18 protein-coding genes are annotated in these 17459 nt (G+C 60.7%); 3 read left to right on the top strand and 15 right to left on the bottom strand.

The genetic code is table 11. The features are described from left to right. Positions 1 to 46: 46 nt before the first annotated feature. Positions 47 to 208, top strand: coding sequence for a DUF1328 domain-containing protein (locus tag HKX41_01055; protein ID NNC22746.1), 162 nt, complete (start codon positions 47 to 49; stop codon positions 206 to 208). A gap of 47 nt (positions 209 to 255) precedes the next feature. Here the strand turns inward: HKX41_01055 and guaA are convergent, their stop codons facing one another. Together guaA and guaB are read right to left on the bottom strand one after the other, a co-directional pair. Then, on the bottom strand, positions 256 to 1878 hold the full coding sequence (guaA, locus tag HKX41_01050) for a glutamine-hydrolyzing GMP synthase (protein NNC22745.1): 1623 nt from the start codon (positions 1876 to 1878) through the stop codon (positions 256 to 258). Further along, entirely contained in the window at positions 1868 to 3340 is a 1473-nt protein-coding gene (gene guaB, locus HKX41_01045) for an IMP dehydrogenase (protein ID NNC22744.1), read from the bottom strand. Before guaB ends, guaA begins: the two co-directional genes overlap by 11 nt. A 79-nt stretch (positions 3341 to 3419) precedes the next feature. Here guaB and HKX41_01040 point away from each other — a divergent pair, with 79 nt between their 5' ends. Next, entirely contained in the window at positions 3420 to 4787 is a 1368-nt protein-coding gene (locus tag HKX41_01040) for an exodeoxyribonuclease VII large subunit (protein ID NNC22743.1), read from the top strand. A gap of 162 nt (positions 4788 to 4949) precedes the next feature. Here HKX41_01040 and der read toward each other — a convergent pair whose 3' ends face one another. The 13 genes from der to HKX41_00975 all read right to left on the bottom strand — a co-directional run bounded on the left by der (position 4950) and on the right by HKX41_00975 (position 16612). Next, positions 4950 to 6293 carry a ribosome biogenesis GTPase Der gene (gene der / locus HKX41_01035; protein NNC22742.1) on the bottom strand — a complete coding sequence of 448 codons (1344 nt, stop codon included), beginning with the start codon at positions 6291 to 6293 and terminating at the stop codon, positions 4950 to 4952. Positions 6294 to 6298: 5 nt separating this feature from the next. Further along, positions 6299 to 7474, bottom strand: a complete 1176-nt coding sequence (gene bamB, locus HKX41_01030; protein ID NNC22741.1) for an outer membrane protein assembly factor BamB — start codon at positions 7472 to 7474, stop codon at positions 6299 to 6301. Next, entirely contained in the window at positions 7471 to 8133 is a 663-nt protein-coding gene (locus HKX41_01025) for a tetratricopeptide repeat protein (protein NNC22740.1), read from the bottom strand. Before HKX41_01025 ends, bamB begins: the two co-directional genes overlap by 4 nt. 9 nt (positions 8134 to 8142) lie before the next feature. Continuing rightward, positions 8143 to 9429: a histidine--tRNA ligase gene (hisS, locus tag HKX41_01020; GenBank protein ID NNC22739.1), complete on the bottom strand. Its 1287-nt coding sequence runs from the start codon at positions 9427 to 9429 to the stop codon at positions 8143 to 8145. Beyond that, the gene (locus HKX41_01015) at positions 9422 to 10549 is read right to left on the bottom strand and encodes a helix-turn-helix domain-containing protein (protein ID NNC22738.1); all 1128 of its coding nucleotides are present in this window, start codon (positions 10547 to 10549) and stop codon (positions 9422 to 9424) included. Before HKX41_01015 ends, hisS begins: the two co-directional genes overlap by 8 nt. Continuing rightward, complete coding sequence (locus tag HKX41_01010; GenBank protein NNC22737.1) at positions 10546 to 11301, bottom strand: tetratricopeptide repeat protein; 756 nt, start codon at positions 11299 to 11301, stop codon at positions 10546 to 10548. The genes HKX41_01015 and HKX41_01010 overlap by 4 nt, the downstream gene beginning before the upstream one ends. After that, on the bottom strand, positions 11298 to 12479 hold the full coding sequence (rlmN, locus tag HKX41_01005; protein NNC22736.1) for a 23S rRNA (adenine(2503)-C(2))-methyltransferase RlmN: 1182 nt from the start codon (positions 12477 to 12479) through the stop codon (positions 11298 to 11300). Before rlmN ends, HKX41_01010 begins: the two co-directional genes overlap by 4 nt. Positions 12480 to 12510: 31 nt before the next feature. Next, a complete protein-coding gene (ndk, locus tag HKX41_01000; protein ID NNC22735.1) occupies positions 12511 to 12936 on the bottom strand; it encodes a nucleoside-diphosphate kinase in 426 nt (141 codons plus the stop codon). 128 nt (positions 12937 to 13064) lie between these two features. Continuing rightward, positions 13065 to 13412: an iron-sulfur cluster assembly accessory protein gene (locus tag HKX41_00995; GenBank protein NNC22734.1), complete on the bottom strand. Its 348-nt coding sequence runs from the start codon at positions 13410 to 13412 to the stop codon at positions 13065 to 13067. Positions 13413 to 13414: 2 nt separating this feature from the next. Next, positions 13415 to 13816 carry a hypothetical protein gene (locus HKX41_00990; GenBank protein NNC22733.1) on the bottom strand — a complete coding sequence of 134 codons (402 nt, stop codon included), beginning with the start codon at positions 13814 to 13816 and terminating at the stop codon, positions 13415 to 13417. An 11-nt stretch (positions 13817 to 13827) separates the two neighbouring features. Next, positions 13828 to 14994, bottom strand: a complete 1167-nt coding sequence (locus HKX41_00985; protein NNC22732.1) for a cysteine desulfurase — start codon at positions 14992 to 14994, stop codon at positions 13828 to 13830. A 45-nt stretch (positions 14995 to 15039) separates the two neighbouring features. Beyond that, complete coding sequence (gene cysE / locus HKX41_00980; GenBank protein NNC22731.1) at positions 15040 to 15765, bottom strand: serine O-acetyltransferase; 726 nt, start codon at positions 15763 to 15765, stop codon at positions 15040 to 15042. An 82-nt stretch (positions 15766 to 15847) separates the two neighbouring features. After that, positions 15848 to 16612: an RNA methyltransferase gene (locus HKX41_00975; GenBank protein NNC22730.1), complete on the bottom strand. Its 765-nt coding sequence runs from the start codon at positions 16610 to 16612 to the stop codon at positions 15848 to 15850. Positions 16613 to 16681: 69 nt separating this feature from the next. On the opposite strand from HKX41_00975, the gene HKX41_00970 reads away from it, so the two are divergent. Further along, the gene (locus tag HKX41_00970; protein NNC22729.1) at positions 16682 to 17455 is read left to right on the top strand and encodes an inositol monophosphatase; all 774 of its coding nucleotides are present in this window, start codon (positions 16682 to 16684) and stop codon (positions 17453 to 17455) included. Positions 17456 to 17459 lie beyond the last annotated feature (4 nt).

Here is a 17459-nt window from a genome sequence, read left to right as displayed (position 1 = left end):
GGAACAATGCTACGAATAGTAGCGCCGATTCGTACAGGAGTTTGCAATGCTCGGTTGGGCCATTGCCTTTTTCATCATCGCGATCGTGGCGGCCATTTTCGGCTTCGGCGGCATTGCCGGCACGGCTGCGGGTATCGCCAAGATCATCTTCGTTATCTTCCTGATCCTGCTCGTTATCTCGATCATTCTGAACGTCGCTAGACGTTAACCGAGCATTGGCTGGGCCAAAGCGCCATCCGGCCCTTGGCCCAGCCACTATTCCCACTCAATAGTGCCCGGCGGCTTGCCGGTCACGTCATACACCACTCGGGAAATACCATCGACTTCGTTCACGATCCGCGATGAAACGCGATCAATCAGCTCAAACGGCAGCCACGCCCAGCGTGCCGTCATGAAATCCACGGTCTGCACCGCACGCAGCGCAACCACCGGCTCGTAGCGACGACCATCGCCCATTACACCCACGCTGGAAACCGGTAGGAAAACGGCAAACGCCTGATCGACTCGGTCGTACCACTCAGCGGCCACAAGCTCTTCGATGAAAATCGCGTCTGCGCGCCGCAAGCGGGCAGCGTAACTCGCATTGACTTCACCCAGGATACGCACGCCGAGCCCCGGGCCCGGGAAGGGATGGCGGTTGAGCATCGACCCCGGCAAGCCAAGTGTGTGCCCAAGTGCGCGGACCTCATCCTTGAACAGTTCACGCAACGGCTCGACCAGGCCGAGATTCATTTCGGCCGGCAGACCGCCCACGTTGTGGTGCGATTTGATCAGATCGGCCTTGCCGGTGGCCGCGCCGGCCGACTCGACGACATCGGGATAAATCGTGCCTTGAGCCAACCAGGCAACATTGGTCAGCCGCCCGGCTTCTTCCTCGAAGACCTCGATGAAGGTGTTGCCGATGATACGTCGCTTGGCTTCGGGATCGTCGACGCCGACGAGCGCGGTCATAAAGCGCTCTCCGGCATCCACCCGTCGCACATCGATGCCGAAATGATCCCCGAAAGCGGCCATCACGGCATCGCCTTCGTTTTCTCTAAGCAGCCCGTTATCGACGAATACGCAGGTCAACCGATCACCGACGGCGCGATGAACCAGTGCAGCGGTTACCGCCGAATCCACGCCACCGGACAACGCCAGCAACACGCCGCCATCACCGATCTGATCGGCAATACGAGCCACCAGATCGTCAGCGATAGCATCCGACTGCCAGAGGCCATGACAGCCACAAATGCCCAACACGAAACGTTCAACGATGGCCTGGCCCTGCTCGGTGTGGGTAACCTCAGGATGGAATTGCAACCCGTAGATACCACGTTCGATATCAGCCATGGCGGCCAGTGGTGCATGCGGCGTACGTGCTATTGCAGTGAACCCGGGCGGGAGTTGATCAACCTTGTCGCCATGGCTCATCCAAACATCGAGCTGTGATGTCTCACATGACTCATGGTCTGATTGGTCGTCACTCAGACCGGCCAGCAATCCGCCGGCATCGAGATTCTCGACGCGGGCATAGCCGAATTCGCGTGTGGCAGACGCGGCTACGCGGCCACCAAATGCCGAGGCCACGACTTGCATGCCGTAGCAAATGCCGAGCACCGGCACACCGAGCTCGAACACGACAGCCGGTGCACGCGGCCCGGACTCGCCGGCGACCGATTCCGGGCCACCGGACAAAATGACACCACGTGGCGCGAATGCCCGCACACGCTCAGGGTCGATATCGCAAGGCACGATCTCGGAGTACACGCCAGCTTCACGGACGCGCCGAGCGATCAGTTGGGTATATTGACTGCCGAAATCGACAATCAGGATCGCCTCGTCGTGGATGTCGGGCGTGGGCGCGTCAGCGGCGCGCGCGTCGGCATTAGTCGACACGATAATTCGGTGCTTCCTTGACAATGTTGACGTCGTGCACGTGCGACTCTTTGACGCCCGAGGCACTGATACGTGAAAAGCGCGGCTGCGTTCGCATCACGTCGATATCCGACGAGCCGGTGTAACCCATCGCCGCACGCAGACCGCCAGCCAGCTGATGGACGACACCGCCCACCGGCCCCTTGTACGGCACGCGGCCTTCGATGCCTTCGGGCACCAGTTTTTCGATTTCCGCACTCGGATCCTGGGCGTAGCGATCGGCCGAACCACTTTCGCCAGACATGGCGCCGATCGACCCCATGCCGCGATAGGATTTGAATGAACGCCCTTGATAGAGTTCGATTTCGCCCGGCGCCTCGGCCGTGCCAGCAAACATGCCGCCGATCATGACCGAATGAGCGCCGGCTGCAATGGCCTTGGCGAGATCCCCCGAGTAACGGATGCCACCGTCAGCGATCAACGGCACATCAGTCTCGGCCAGCGCCGCCGCTACATTGGCCACCGCTGTTATCTGCGGCACACCGATACCGGCCACCATGCGTGTGGTACAGATCGATCCCGGGCCAATACCAACTTTGACTGCATCGACGCCCGCTTCGACGAGCGCGCGTGCACCTTCGCCTGTGCCCACATTGCCCGCGATCAGCTCAACATCAGGCCATTGACGCTTCAGCGTGGCCACAGTTTCAATCACGCCTGAGGAATGGCCGTGTGCGGTATCCACGACCAACACATCAACGCCCGCCTCAATCAACGCCTCGGCACGCTCGACACCCGCGGCGCCGGCGCCGAGCGCCGCGCCCACACGCAGGCTGCCCTGCTCGTCCTTGGCCGCAGACGGAAAATCGGACGATTTCTGGACGTCCTTGACCGTGATCATGCCCGCCAGCTGGCCATTGTCGGCAACCACCAGCACCTTCTCGATGCGATGCTTATGGAACAGCGTCAGAATTTGGTCCCGGTCGGCATTTTCCGGCACAGTCACAAGCCGCTCGCGCGGTGTCATGATTTCGGTGATGGGCACGTCGGTCCGGGTTTCGAAGCGCAGATCCCGGCTCGTCACGATGCCGACCGGCTCGCCGCGATCCACGATCGGCACGCCGGAAATACGGCGCTCGCGCGTCAGTGCGACGACATCGGCGACTTTTGCATCCGGCGTGGTCGTAATCGGGTCGGTGATAACACCGGCCTCGAATTTTTTGACCGTGCGCACATGTCGCGCCTGCACGTCGATCGGCATGGACTTGTGAACGATGCCGATACCACCGTCCTGTGCCAGTGCAATCGCCAGATCGGCCTCGGTTACGGTATCCATAGCCGCGGATACCAGCGGCAGATTAATCCGAATACCGCGGGTGAGCTGGGTCGTCAGATCGGCCGCTTGCGGTAGCATGTCGGAGTAACCGGGCGCGAGCAAAACGTCATCGAACGTCAGTGCTTGCTCATCCATACGTAGCGTCATAGGCTCGCCATTCGATGGGGCCGCCGGACGCTGGAGCCGACGGCAAACGGGTATTATAAAACCGAAAGCCACAACACGCATGGCCGAAACAGCCGATAAAACCGCGCCGATCTACAGCGTAGCCGAACTGAACAAGGCGGTCGCCGATCTACTCGGCACGAGCTTCCGCCTGCTCTGGGTGGCCGGTGAAGTATCCAATCTTGCCCGGCCACGCTCAGGGCATATCTATTTCACCTTGAAAGACGATCAAGCCCAGGTGCGCTGCGCGCTTTTCAAAAACCGCGCGTATTACGTCAAAACCGCGCTGGAAAACGGCGCGGCAGTCCGAGTGCGGGCGCGCGTCGGCCTGTATGCTGCACGCGGTGATTATCAATTAATCATCGAGCATCTCGAGGACGACGGCGCGGGCGCTGCGCAACGGGCATTCGAACAGGTTAAGCAGAAGCTCAACGCCGAAGGTCTGTTCGATGCCGATCACAAACAGTCGCTGCCGGCGGTTGCGAGCCGCATCGGCGTGATCACCTCGCCCACAGGCGCGGCCGTACGCGATGTGCTGCGCGTGGTGGCTCGCCGTTTCCCATTGTCGGCGGTGCGCATCTATCCAGTTCCGGTCCAGGGTGAACAAGCGCCCTCGGCGATCATTGCCGCACTCGGCCATGCGCACCACCGCGGCGACTGCGATGTGCTGATCGTGGCCCGCGGCGGTGGCTCACTGGAAGATCTGGCGGCGTTCAACGACGAGGCCGTTGCCCGTGCAATCGCCGCCTGCCCGATCCCGGTCGTGGCCGGCGTCGGACACGAGGTCGACGTCACGATCGCCGATCTCGTCGCCGATCAACGCGCCGCGACCCCCTCAGCCGCCGCCGAAACCGTCTGCCCCGACCGCCAGGCTTACGCGCAAAAGCTCGACGAATTGGCCAAACGTGCGCGCGGGGCATTACAGAAAATGTTGGCCGGGCGCACCGAGCGCCTCGACGCCATGGCAACCCGACTGGCACGTCAACACCCACGACGGCGAATCGACCATGCAGCACAACGGCTCGACACGGCGGGCGAACAGCTCGAGCGCGTCGTTAGACGCCGTCTCGATGACGCGGATCAACGGCTTCAGTCAATCGCCGCGCGCCATCGCCGAGCCACGCCACAGCCTGTCGTTAACCGTTGGCAGTCGCGAGTCGCTGATCTGCGGCGACGCCTGATCGAGACGCAGCGGCGCCAAATCACGGGAAACGCCCAGCAGCTCGCCGGCCTGTCGCGATCGCTGGACAGCCTGAGCCCGCTGCGTACACTCGAGCGCGGCTACGCCATCGCGCGTGACGAGACCGGCGCTATCGTCCGTCATGCCGAGAACTTGCGCATCGGCGATCGGGTCGACCTCGCACTCGCCCACGGTCGGCTGCGCTGTCGTATCGACGATATCGACCCGGACGAACAATCGGTTTCCTGACGAGCCAAGCGATTGCTCCTTGCCGACGTCGGCTACCGCCAATCGCACAGCCTGCGACGCCTTAGCCAAGCACGTCGCCCATCGTCAGACAATAAGGGCGACAACCTTCGCGACAGAATCTGCGGGCAGCTACAAGCCGGCAATTACCGTATTGTCGCCGGCTCAGCGCGAATCAGCGTACGGATTGTTGCTAGTGCGGTAGCTGATCTCGACCACTGTACCGAAGAGGTCGAAAGCCTCGCGAAAACAGCGAGCGAGATAACGTGTATAGGCTGCCGGCACCGCATCCGTCTGGTTGCCGTGGACAACAATCGTGGGCGGCATTCGTCCGCCTTGATGGGCATAGCGAAGTTTGATGCGCCGACCGTTGACAAGCGGCGGCGCATGCGCCGTCGTGGCCTCACCCAGCACGCGCGTTAGCGCAGCGGTCGATAGATCGGCACGTGCGGCATTCGAGCCAGCACGCAGCGCATCGAACATGACGTCGATGCCATCGCCGGTCGTCGCGCTAATAAAACAAAGCGGCAAAAAGCTGAAACTCGCTAGTCGTTCAACCACCGTTTGATGCAGCCTCTCGCGATCACGCTTGCCCAAGCGATCCCATTTATTAACGGCGATCACCACAGCGCGCCCACGCTCGACCGCCAGACCGAGCAAACGGACATCCTGTTGCGTCAGGCCATCGGCAGCGTCGATCAGCACCAACACGACCTCGGCCGTATTGATGGCCTGCATGGCTTTGATCGTGCCAAGCCGCTCCAACACATCAGCATTTTGCGAGCGCCGCCGCATGCCCGCGGTGTCGACGAGCGTGAAATACTGCCCGTCGCGCTCGAACTGTGTTTCGACCGCATCGCGCGTGGTGCCAGCCTGGTCCTGGGTCAACATGCGCTCGCTGCCGACCAAATGATTGACTAGCGACGATTTACCAACGTTGGGTCGGCCGACGACCGCAAGGCGGATCGGTTGGTTGTCGTTGTCGTCCGTACTAGCCGGTACAGCGGACGGCAGTACGGCGTCCAACTGGTCGGCCAATACGCCAAATCGATCCCCGTGGGTGGCTGAAATCGCTAACGGCGCCCCCAAACCGAACACATGGAATTCGGCGGCCGCCATGGTCGGCTCCATCCCTTCGGCCTTGTTGGCGATCACCAGGACCGGCAGCCGACTGCGGCGCAGACGGTCGGCAATAACTTGATCGTCAGCAGTCAATCCAACACGAGCATCGACAACGAACACGACCGCATCGGCTTCATCAAGCGCGATATCCACTTGCATGGCGGCCTGATCGTCAATGGTCGCGTCGTCACCGGCCAGCCCGCCCGTATCAACCACCGCACAGTGTCGCGCCCCCAGATTCGCAAACCCATATTGGCGATCACGCGTAACACCGGGGCGATCGACAACAAGGGCGTCCTGCGAGCGCGTCAGGCGATTGAAAAGCGCAGACTTGCCGACATTGACACGGCCAACCAGCGCGACCACGCCCGTCGCCGTCCGAGTCATATAACTTAGTCGCCGCCGGCGGCGACGAATTTGACCGCCGCGAGCGTGCCGTCGCTGCCGAGCACCAACGCCTTGTTGCCGACCACGATCGGGGCGGCGCGAATCGCTTCACCGACCGGCTGCCCACGCGCAAGCTCTTTGCCATTATCCGTGCTGAGCCAGTGCAAATATCCTTCATAGTCGCCGACAAGCACACCACCGCGATAGACCTCGGGCGCCGATAGCTTGCGGTACGCCAATGTCTCATTCTGCCAGCGGTTTGCACCACCGGATCGCGACAGCGCAAGCACATGGCTGCTCGAATTGACCACGTAGATGCTGCTGCTATCGACGACCATCCCCTGTGACGATGAGGTCTCGTGGCGCCAGCGAATATTGCCGCCGGATCGCGACATGGCAATGAGTTGTCGGCCAACGCTGACCGCGTATATGACGTTGTCTCGAACCACCGGATCGGCGTCGACGTCAACGATACGTGCCAACTGCGACTGCCCAGTCGGCATTTCAACTGCCTGCGACCAACGTTTTTCGCCGGTCGCCAGGCCCAGTGCCAGCACTTTGCCGCTATCCATTCCCACGTAGACCGTGTTGCCACGGATTACGGGGCTGGATGTGCCACGCATGGTTAATTTCGGCTCAGACCGCTGTACTGTCCATTTGCGATTGCCTGTCTCGGCATCGATCGCTACGACGTGGCCATCCAATGTACGTACAACCACGGTTTGCTCGGCGATCGCAGGGCTCGCGATGATTTCGCTGGAAAACGAGAGATGCCAAAGCATCTCGCCCGTATCGGCCGCAAGCGCCTGCAAGCCGCCATCGCCGGTGGTCACGACAAGTATGCCGTTACCAACCGCCGGGCCGGCGATAAGCGGCTTCTCGGTCTCAGTCGACCATGTCGTTTTGCCGGTCGCCGTCTCGAGAGCGCTGACACGACCATCGGCGCCCGCGACGTATACGCGTTCGTTCGATACCGTGGGCTGCAAACCGGTCACGCTCTGCCCCAAGCCGCGACCAATATCGGCCGACCAAACCACTTCCATGCGATAGCCAGCATTTGGCAGGCTTTGCAATTCCTTGGGTTGATGAAGTGGCGGCGCGCCACCGCAGGCCGCAAGCGTGAACACACTCGCGAGCAGCATCGCGGCCGTTATCAATCGGGCGTATGCTTTTTTCATCATGGGTTACTCGATGACGTCGATTCGTTGTCGGCCGGCGAAGTCGACCGGACCTTGGCTTGCAAGCGGCGTTTCGGTACGTGGTGGGATCGTTCGGCGAGCGCTTTCTTGTACGCGGCGTGGGCATCGCTACGCTGGTGTTTAGCGACCAATATATCGCCCCGGATTTCAGCGTAGAGCGATGCGAACCCCGGCGCTGGTTCACTGCTGCGCAACAGCTTCAACGCCTTGTCGGCCTTTCCTTCGTTCCACACCATTCGCACCTGGCGTGTACGCGCTAGCGATCGCATACCGGCATTGGGTGCATTTTTGACAGCCCAGGCGAACTGCTCTTTCGCCTTGTTACTGTTGCCCTGGCTTACCTCAAACCGCCCGAGCGCCATCGCTGCTGCGGTCGCGTACGGCGTAGCGCCGTAGTCGTTTTTCAAATCCTTGATAGCCTGCTTGGCACCGGCCGTCATCTTTTGTTTGTCCAGCGCTTGAGTCACTTTCCCGTAGAGGCTCGCGGCATACCGGGCCTGGCGATCCTGATACCAATTCCATGTATACCAGCCGCCGACAATCAGCAACCCCAGCACGACACCTAGAATCAAGCCGCGGCCATTGTTGGCCCACCAGCGTTTGAACCGTGTCAGTTCGTCTTCTTCGTCAAATTCAGCCAAATCGGATCCCTAGTCGAGCGCTAGCTCATCGAGCCAAGCCGTCACCTGTTGCGGTGCATCGGCAAGCTCAACCGTTGTTTGTTCCCGAGCGTCAGTCAAAGGTTTAATTCCAATACGCCCAGCCTCGACCTCGGCTTCGCCCAGAATCAAAGCCAGCCGCGCACCACAGCGATCGGCACGCTTAAACTGCGACTTAAAACTACCGCCGCCAGCGTTGGCTCTAAGCCGAAGGCTCGGCAGCACATCCCGCAGCCATTCGGCTATGCGCGTAACTTCCGCGCTCGGGATCGTGTCGGCGGCAATGACATATGCATGCGGCGCTACGTCATCCCCCGGCACCCCTTGAGCCTCCATCAATTGGATCAGACGCTCACTGCCAAGCGCAAAACCAGTTGCTGGCGTCGAATGCCCGCCGAGGCGCCCCACTAGGCCATCGAAACGACCACCAGAACAAACCGCGTCCTGGCTGCCCAGGTCAGTCGTTACCCACTCGAACACCGTCCGGGTGTAGTAATCCAGGCCACGCACCAACCGCGGATTGAGGCGATAATCAATACCGAGCGCTGTCAGCCCAGCACAAACGGTGTCGAAGTGATTGCGTGACGCCTCGCTAAGATGCATATCAAGCGTTGGCGCATCAGCAATCAAATCGGCCAAATCGGGGTTTTTACTGTCCAGAATGCGCAGCGGGTTACGATCCAGCCGATCCAGACTATCGCTATCCAAGCGATCCCGGTGGGTGCTGAAATAAGTCTGCAGCGCCTGACGATAGGCGGTGCGCTCTTCCGGCGTGCCGAGGGTGTTGAGCTGCAGCTCCAACCCGGTGATGCCAAGACGGGCAAACAGGCGCGCCGACATCGCGATCTGTTCAATATCGACATCCGGCCCGGCCTGGCCGAAAGCTTCGACACCGAACTGGTGGAACTGGCGATAGCGCCCTTTTTGCGGCCGCTCGTGACGGAACATCGGCCCGCTATACCAGAAGCGCTGAGTCGCGTTATGGAAAAGCCCGTGTTCGACACCCGCACGTACCACGCCCGCCGTGCCTTCCGGCCGCAGTGTCAACGAATCGCCGCTGCGGTCGGTAAAGGTATACATTTCCTTTTCGACGATGTCAGTCGCCTCGCCCACACCCCGCTCGAACAACGGCGTGTGTTCCATGATCGGGGTACGGATACGATCATACCCATAGGTGGCGAATGTTTCGCTGGCGACTCGTTCGAGACGCGCCCACGCCGGATTTTCATCCGGCAATACATCGTTAATGCCGCGCACAGAGCGAATGGTTTCAGCCACTGGTATTTTCCTCCTCGCGCGCTTCGATCGTAAGACGGGCCACGCCGTCGCCGTTCTTATCCGGCACTTCGTACGGTTGGCCGCCAATGACTACCTCGACCCCGGGCACGTTACCGAGGACTAGGTGATACGGGGCTGCGCCTTTGAAAACCCGCGAATCGCCGGCTTTAAAAATCCCCTGAAACAACTGATTTCCATGTGCGCCAGTCACGCGAACCCATGATTTACCCTTAAACTTAAGTTTAAGCTGATCGGCCGGCACGGCTGGCTTTTCGGGTTCGGTCTGCTGCTTGTTGTTAGCACGCGCCTGCTGTACCGAGCGAGCGAGCGCAACCTGCGAATTGGGATCGCCGAACACCTCAGCCACTTCGCGTCCACCGGACGGCGGCTGAATCAGACGGCCAATCTGTTCATCGTCATGCTCTGTGACGCCACTGCCCGATGCGGACGACATATCCGACGAAGCATCGCCACCGCCGGCTGTCGCCTGGGTGGCGCCAGTCTGCACGTGATCATTCTCTGCCGATTCCGGCTGAGCTGAAGCTGACGCTTGATTGTGCGTTTGTCCGCTACCGGCGCTCGTGTCCGACGCTGTCGATGTGGCTTGACCAACCGATAGCGACCGCCCCTGTGCCTCGTGTGTCTCGTTACCGCCACCCGATAATGATACGGATGGCAACAACACCACGACTGCAGCAACTGCAAGTGCAATCAACAACAAGATTACCAGCAGCACACGCGTTAGTCGCCGGTGACCGGTCGGCGTCACATCGGCCGGTGCCACGGCCATCGGCCCGAAAGTCTGGCGATCTGACAAGGCAACACTGGCACCGCCATGGTTGCGATACGCGGCGATCAATTTTTCTTCGTCCAAGCGCAGGGCGCGTGCACATTGTCGATAGTAGCCGGCAGCCAACACCGGTTGCGGCAACGCCGCGTAGTCGTCGACTTCGAGCTGTTGCAATGTCGCTTTGAACAAACGCGTCTCACGCCCCAGATCATCGAGCGACAAACCGAGACGCACACGGGCTTCGCGTATCAACTCACCCGGTGTTTGATTGTCGGCCTGGTTTTCCGTGATCTGGGCCCCGACATCAGCGCCGCTTACTGTGTCAGTCATAGACCCTGGCTCTGGAGCTTACCAACGGTTAGCGGCGACTCATCCGTATTGTCGTTATACCGACTTATGTATTCGAGCGCCTTCCGCCGGACGCCATTGGCTAATTGGATACGCGCGGCGAGTTTGAGCTGTGACTGACTGAGCTTGTTATGTCGCGCGACACGCTTCATGTGAGCGGCGGCACGCGAATTATCGCCCTGCCGCAGTGCCAGCTTCGCCGACTGCGTCAGCGCCACCACATTATATTTATTCTTGACTAGTGCTTGCTTGAAAAGCTGTTTGGCATTGCCCGTCTGCCCGCCTTTCAAAAGACACAGGCCTGCATTGGCCAAGGGCACGTCCTGGTGGCCGTAATCGGGATTGTTCGCAACCTGCCTGAATAGCGACATCGCCTTATCCGATCTGCCATTCTGGCACAGAAAAACAGCGTAGCTATTGGCAAGCTCGGGCTGTCGTTTGACCGACATCGCCCGCCGATAGTAATCACCAGCGCGCTGCGTATGGCCGTTCCGACTGTTAACGACGGCCAACCCCCATAACGCCCTGACCCGATTCGAGTCGTACTTGAGTGCCTTTTGGAAATACTTTTTTGCGTTGTCGAGATCGCCCCGTTGCAGATAATTACCAGCCAGTTGGGTGTTGGCGCGCGCCGCGTTCTTATCATCGACGCGGTTCTGGCCACCGGCACAGGCGGTAAGCAGGAGCGCAGCGGGCATCAGTACGAGAAACCGACCCTGAACCCATCGACTCATGCGTCGGCCTGCCGTTTCTCAACGCGGATCGGCACATCGCCCAACCGCCGCGATTGGCGATTGGTGACACGACCCACCAATTGCCCACAGGCGGCGTCGATATCCTCGCCGCGGGTACGGCGCACCGTGGTTCGCAACCCGCGCGCATGGAGTATATCTTGAAACGCGTCGATCCGATCGTCCGACGGCCGTTCATAACCGGTGCCGTCGAAAGCGTTGAAGGGAATCAAGTTGACCTTAGCCGGACGCTGCGCCAGCAGTTTCGCAAGCGCATGTGCGTCACTCGGCCGATCATTAACGCCGGCCAGCAGAACGTATTCGTAAACAACGTGGGCACGCCGCGCCTTGCCGTCGATATAGCGATCGCAGGCAGCCATAAGATCGGCTAACGGGTATTTACGATTGATGGGCACAAGCTCGTCGCGGAGTTGGTCCTCAGGGGCATGCAGCGAAACTGCCAGCGCCACATCGACCTCGGCATGCAAACGATCCATCAACGGCACCAACCCCGATGTCGAGACGGTCACGCGACGTTTGGACAGACCGAAGCCGTAATCGTCGAGCAAAATGCGAATGGCGGTGACGACTTCGCGGTAGTTGGCCAATGGTTCGCCCATGCCCATGAACACGATATTGGTAAGCGCACGGTCACCACGCCATTCACCGCGTGCCCGGAGTTCGTGTTCCGCCATCCAGACCTGACCCACGATCTCGGCCGCGGTGAGATTCCGGTTCAAACCCTGTTTGCCGGTAGCACAGAAACTGCAATCCAACGCACAGCCAATCTGCGAGGAAATACACAGCGTGTGCCGATCGGGCTCGGGAATGTGTACAGCCTCGATGGCGTTGCCGGCCGCACCCTGGTGAGAGCCAGCGACCGACAGCAACCATTTGCGGGTGCCATCGTCCGCCTGCTGCTCACAGATCAGCGATGGTGGCCGCACAACGGCCACGCGCGCTAGCTTTTCGCGCAGCGCCTTACCCAGATCCGTCATGACTGCGAAGTCAGTCTCGCCGCGTGCGTAGATCCAGCGCATGATCTGTTTGGCACGGAATGGCGACTCGCCATGGTCCGACAAAAACGCCACCAATCCCTGGCGATCCAACCCAAACAGGTTGGTTGCCTGGGAAACAGCTTCCTCAGTGCGCTCGACGGTTTCGGGGGCGGCGGTAGTCATGTGGTTCTGATCAACAGGGTGGGCGCGCGACTCAGCGTTCAGCTAGGTCGTCGGCGCCAAAGAAAAACTCGACCTCGGTCGCGGCGGTTTCCGGGGAATCGGAGCCGTGCACCGCGTTGGCATCGATGGTCTCGGCAAAATCCGCACGAATCGTACCCGGCGCTGCTTCAGCCGGATTGGTCGCCCCCATCAGCTCGCGGTTTTTCGCGATCGCGTTCTCGCCGGCGAGCACCTGCACCATGACCGGACCGGAAATCATAAACGAGACGAGATCGTTGAAAAAGCCACGCTCAGCGTGGACAGCGTAAAAAGATTCAGCCTGGGCGCGTGACAGCCACAGCATACGCGCACCGATGACCTGCAGACCGGCTTCTTCGAACCGGCGCGTGATTTCGCCGACCTTGTTCTTCGCGACGGCGTCGGGTTTGATAATGGAAAGCGTGCGTTCAACGGCCATTGGGGCTCCAAAGGATGACTGACGCCTTTCGTTCTGCGTCAGATTATTATTTCAATAAACCCCGTATTGTAACCACTCGTGCACGCCCCGTCAGGCCAAGCGCCGACGGCGGTCAGACTGGCGTCGTCTTAGACCGTAAACGACTCACCACAACCGCAGGCATTCTGGGCTTTGGGATTGTCGAAACGAAACATCCGATTCAGCCCCTCGGCTCGGAAATCGACGGTGGTACCGCCAAGCACCGACAGATGTTGCTGGTCGACCACCACCGATGCGCCGTGGCCCGAAAACACGCTATCACTGTCGGTGACTTCGTCGGCGTAATCCATGGTGTACATGTAACCGCTGCAGCCGGATTTGCGCACCCCGATGCGCAAGCCGATGCCATGGCCGCGCTTGACGAGTTGTTGTTTGATACGTTCGGCCGCAGCCTGGGTTAAGGCAAGACTGTCGATATCAGGCGCTGTAGTGCTCATGTTTAATGCCGATCGATTGCGTTCATGGCGTTAACGACTGCATCTTGGACCATAATTGCGGCAAAACGATCCGCCGCGGCCAGATTCAGTTCGCGTTCGAAAACCATAATACTTGGACATGCTGCCGCATCACCCCCGCCCGAGCCAAATGCCATCGAGCAACGGGCGTTCGCTGACCCGGAAAGATATTCACACACCCAGTCGGCACAAGCGATCAATACCGGCGGCCCGAACACCGCAAAGCGCGCGCTCCAGCCAGTGGGCGCGTCGCTCGATGCGGCGACAAACAAGGCCACGCGTGTATCGCCAGCCGGCGTCGACGCGCGACCGACCGTAAAACCGGCTTCATTCGCTTCGCTGGCCAACGCGTAACGCGGCGTCAAAAACCGGGGTCGCCACGGCATGGGATCTGTGTTCACGCCGCGCTGGCCAGCGCGCGCAGGCGCGCGACTTCGTCGGCGAAACGCCATGCGGCGTTATCAACCGTGGATTCGTCGGTGGTCCAACCCAAGCTGAAACGAACACTCGCCGCCGCGCGGTCGGGCGAGACCCCCATTGCGCGCAACACATGGGATGACTGATGAGTCGCTGCGCTGCATGCCGAGCCGGCTGAGACCGCCAACGCCGGACTGCCTTCGTTTAAACCCGCCAAAAGTGCTTTGCCATGAATATCGCTGACGCTGACGTTGATGAATCCCGGGGCGCGGGGCGCGCCGGCGCCATTTCGCGTGACGCCTGGCACCGCGGCAAGCTGCTGCCACAGCCGTGCGTCGAGCGCCTCGAGGCGCGCGCGCTCGTCGTCGGCACCCGCGCGCACCGCGCCGACAGCCGCCCCCATACCGACAATCTGATGCGTGGGGCGTGTCCCGCCGCGCCGCCCGTCCTGTTGGCCACCGCCGCGCAGTTGCGGTGTCACACCAACGCCGCGGCGTATATAAAGTGCACCGATGCCCGTCGGACCGCCGATCTTGTGGGCGGACACTGAGACGAGCGAGGCGCCGACGGCATCGACATCGATCGGCAACCGACCGACGCTTTGTGCGGCATCGATATGGAACAGGGCACCGTAGCGCTTACAAAGCGCTCCAATCCGAGCCAGTGGCGCCACGACACCGGTCTCGTTGTTGACATGTGCAATCGACACAAGCGTCACCCCATCGGCCAGCACATGCTCGAGCGCGTCGAGATCGGGGTGACCACGCGCGTCAACATCCAGTGTTGTCACACCCACTCCACGACGCGCCAACTGCTCAGTGACATCGAGCGTTGCCCGATGCTCACTTGCCCACGTCACGACATGGTCACCGCCATAGAAATCAGTGGCGCCACTCAATGCCAGATCGATCGATTCAGTAGCACCAGACGTCCAGACGAGCGACTCTGGCTCGCCGTTTAATGCCGCGGCCACCTCGATCGCGGCCTGATCGATCTGTTCGGCTGCGCCGCGCCCCGCCGGATGCACGCCATCGGCATTGGCGACGTCTCGCTCCAGCGACCTGCCCATCGCCGTGCACGCTGCCGGGACGACTGGCGTGTTTGCGGCATGATCCAAATAGAGCAGATCCGAGTCAGAATTGGTCACGGCAATGTCATCGTTGAACATATCGGGCGCGCGTGGGCTGCTGGGCTATGACGACTCGGTACGTTCGGTTTCGTGCTCACCACGGAGTTGATCGAGACGTGTTTCCAGTTGCTCCTGACGGCGTTCCAGCGTGTCGATATGATCCAGCATGGCGTCGATACCACTGGCCACTGGGTCAGGCATGCCTTGGGCCACACCATAGCTGGGGAAACCAATGCGATCGGCGGTCGCTTGGCGCCGGTCCTCGGGCGTGCCGTCCGCACACTTGACCAGCTTGGCTGGTACACCGATGGCGGTACAACCCGGCGGCACGGCTTTGACCACCACCGCGTTGGAGCCAACCCGCGCGCCAGCACCCACCGTAAACGGCCCAAGGATCTGCGCACCGGCGCCAATCACAACGCCATCACCGAGGGTCGGGTGTCGTTTTTGATCGACCAACCGTGTACCCCCCAGCGTTACACCTTGATACACCGTGCAGTCATCACCTATTTCGGTGGTTTCGCCGATGACCACGCCCAACCCGTGGTCGATGAAAAACCGCCGGCCGATTTGCGCACCCGGGTGGATCTCGATACTGGTCAGCCAGCGAGCTGTATTGGAAACGAACCGCGCCAGCCATTTCGCCCGCCGCGTCCAAAGCGCGTGCGACACATACCACGCCCAAAGCGCATGCAGCCCCGGATAGCAGAACAGCACTTCCAGCCTGCTCCGCGCCGCCGGATCGCGGTCCAGAATCACGTCGATATCTTCTCGCAATCGCTGCCACATATCACTCACCTATCGGGGGTTAGGCAGAAGTTTTCATGTTACCGCTGCTCGTTGCTCGCGATATTGCGATATATCAACCATTTTACAATGGCGGGTCACCCCGTCCGCGTACGGCATTGGTCAGCGCGCGCAGACCACCACGTAACAGATTGACTTCCGACGAATCTGGCGCCGCCCGGTTGAAGAGTCGGCGTACTCGCCGCATGAGCGCCCCCGAACGGTTGGGTTTGAAAAAACCGGCCGTGTGAAGCGTCGCCTCGAGATGTTCGAACAACCCTTCCATCTCGGCACTAGTCGCAGGGGGCCGCCCCGTCGTCACCGTACCGTCTTCGGTTGTCTGCCGGGCCGCCATCCTCAGCTCATAGACCACAACCTGCACGGCCGCAGACAGATTCAAAGAACTGTAAGCGGGGTTTGTCGGGATGCGCATATGTCGCTGACACCGATCCAAACTTTCATTATCCAAACCACTTCTTTCACAGCCAAAGACAACCGCAACCGGCGCCTCAGCGGCTTTTGGCAAGAGCCGCTCCGCGGCATCTCGGGGGTCGTCAAGCGGCCAAGCTGTTCGACGCTCGCGGGCACTGGTGCCAACGACTAACGTGCACTCGGCCACCGCCTCGGTCAGTGTATCGGCATAGCGCGCGCTTGCGAGCACGTCGCTAGCGCCCGAGGCGCGCGCTTCGGCCTCCTCGTCCAGCGCCTTCTTCGGCGCAACCAACCAGAGTTCGGTCAGCCCCATGACTTTCATCGCACGGGCGACACCGCCTATATTGCCCGGGTGTTGGGCCCCCACGAGCACGATCCGAACATTAGCCAGGTTGTGATTGATCTGACATGTCGTCATGGCCAGATGGCAGTATCTACTTGCAGCGCTGATAACATTACAGGTTAATTCCTACTTTCAGGCCAATTGATGGATCCCTTGACCAACGTCGCGGTGTCCGCCGCCCGTGCTGCAGGCGACACAATTCTCGAATATTACCGCCGCGGCGACCCCGGCCAGATCACCCGGAAAGGCCCTAACGACTACGCCACCGAGGCCGATCAGCACGCCGAGCAAGTCATCATCCAAACGATCTCGCGGCGCTACCCCCAACACGGTTTTATTGCCGAAGAATCGGGACAAAATGACGACACCGACACCGTTTGGATCATCGACCCGATCGACGGTACAGCCAACTTCATGCACGGGCTGCCCCACTTTTGTGTATCGATCGCTTGTCGCATAGACGGTATTCTTAAGCTCGGTGTCATCTTTGACCCCGTCCGCAATGAGCTGTTTACGGCTGAACGCGGCCGCGGCGCGGAACTCGACGGTCGGCGTGTCCGCGTGTCGGGCGCGACGCATCTAGACACGGCATTGCTCGCCAGCGGGTTTGCCTACCGGCGCAATGCCGATGTCGACACTTGGATGCCGGCTTTTCAGCAACTGACGCGCGCTGCCGGCGGCATGCGGGTCAACGGTTCGGCCGCGCTCGATCTCGCTTACGTGGCCTGTGGCCGGCTCGACGCATTCTGGGAGGCCGGCCTGCACGCTTGGGACGTGGCTGCTGGCATGCTGCTGGTTCGTGCTGCCGGCGGTATCGTGGCACCACCGGACGACAGCGACCCACTGGAATCGGGCCACATTCTGGCGTCGACGCCGAAACTGGTGCCCAGAATCCACGAACGGATCAAGTCCGGCTGACGCC

Source organism: Salifodinibacter halophilus (assembly GCA_012999515.1).
Classification (GTDB): Bacteria; Pseudomonadota; Gammaproteobacteria; order Nevskiales; family Salinisphaeraceae; genus Salifodinibacter; species Salifodinibacter halophilus.
Note: the sequence above shows the minus strand (reverse complement) of the source record. Positions and strands in the feature narration are given on the sequence as shown.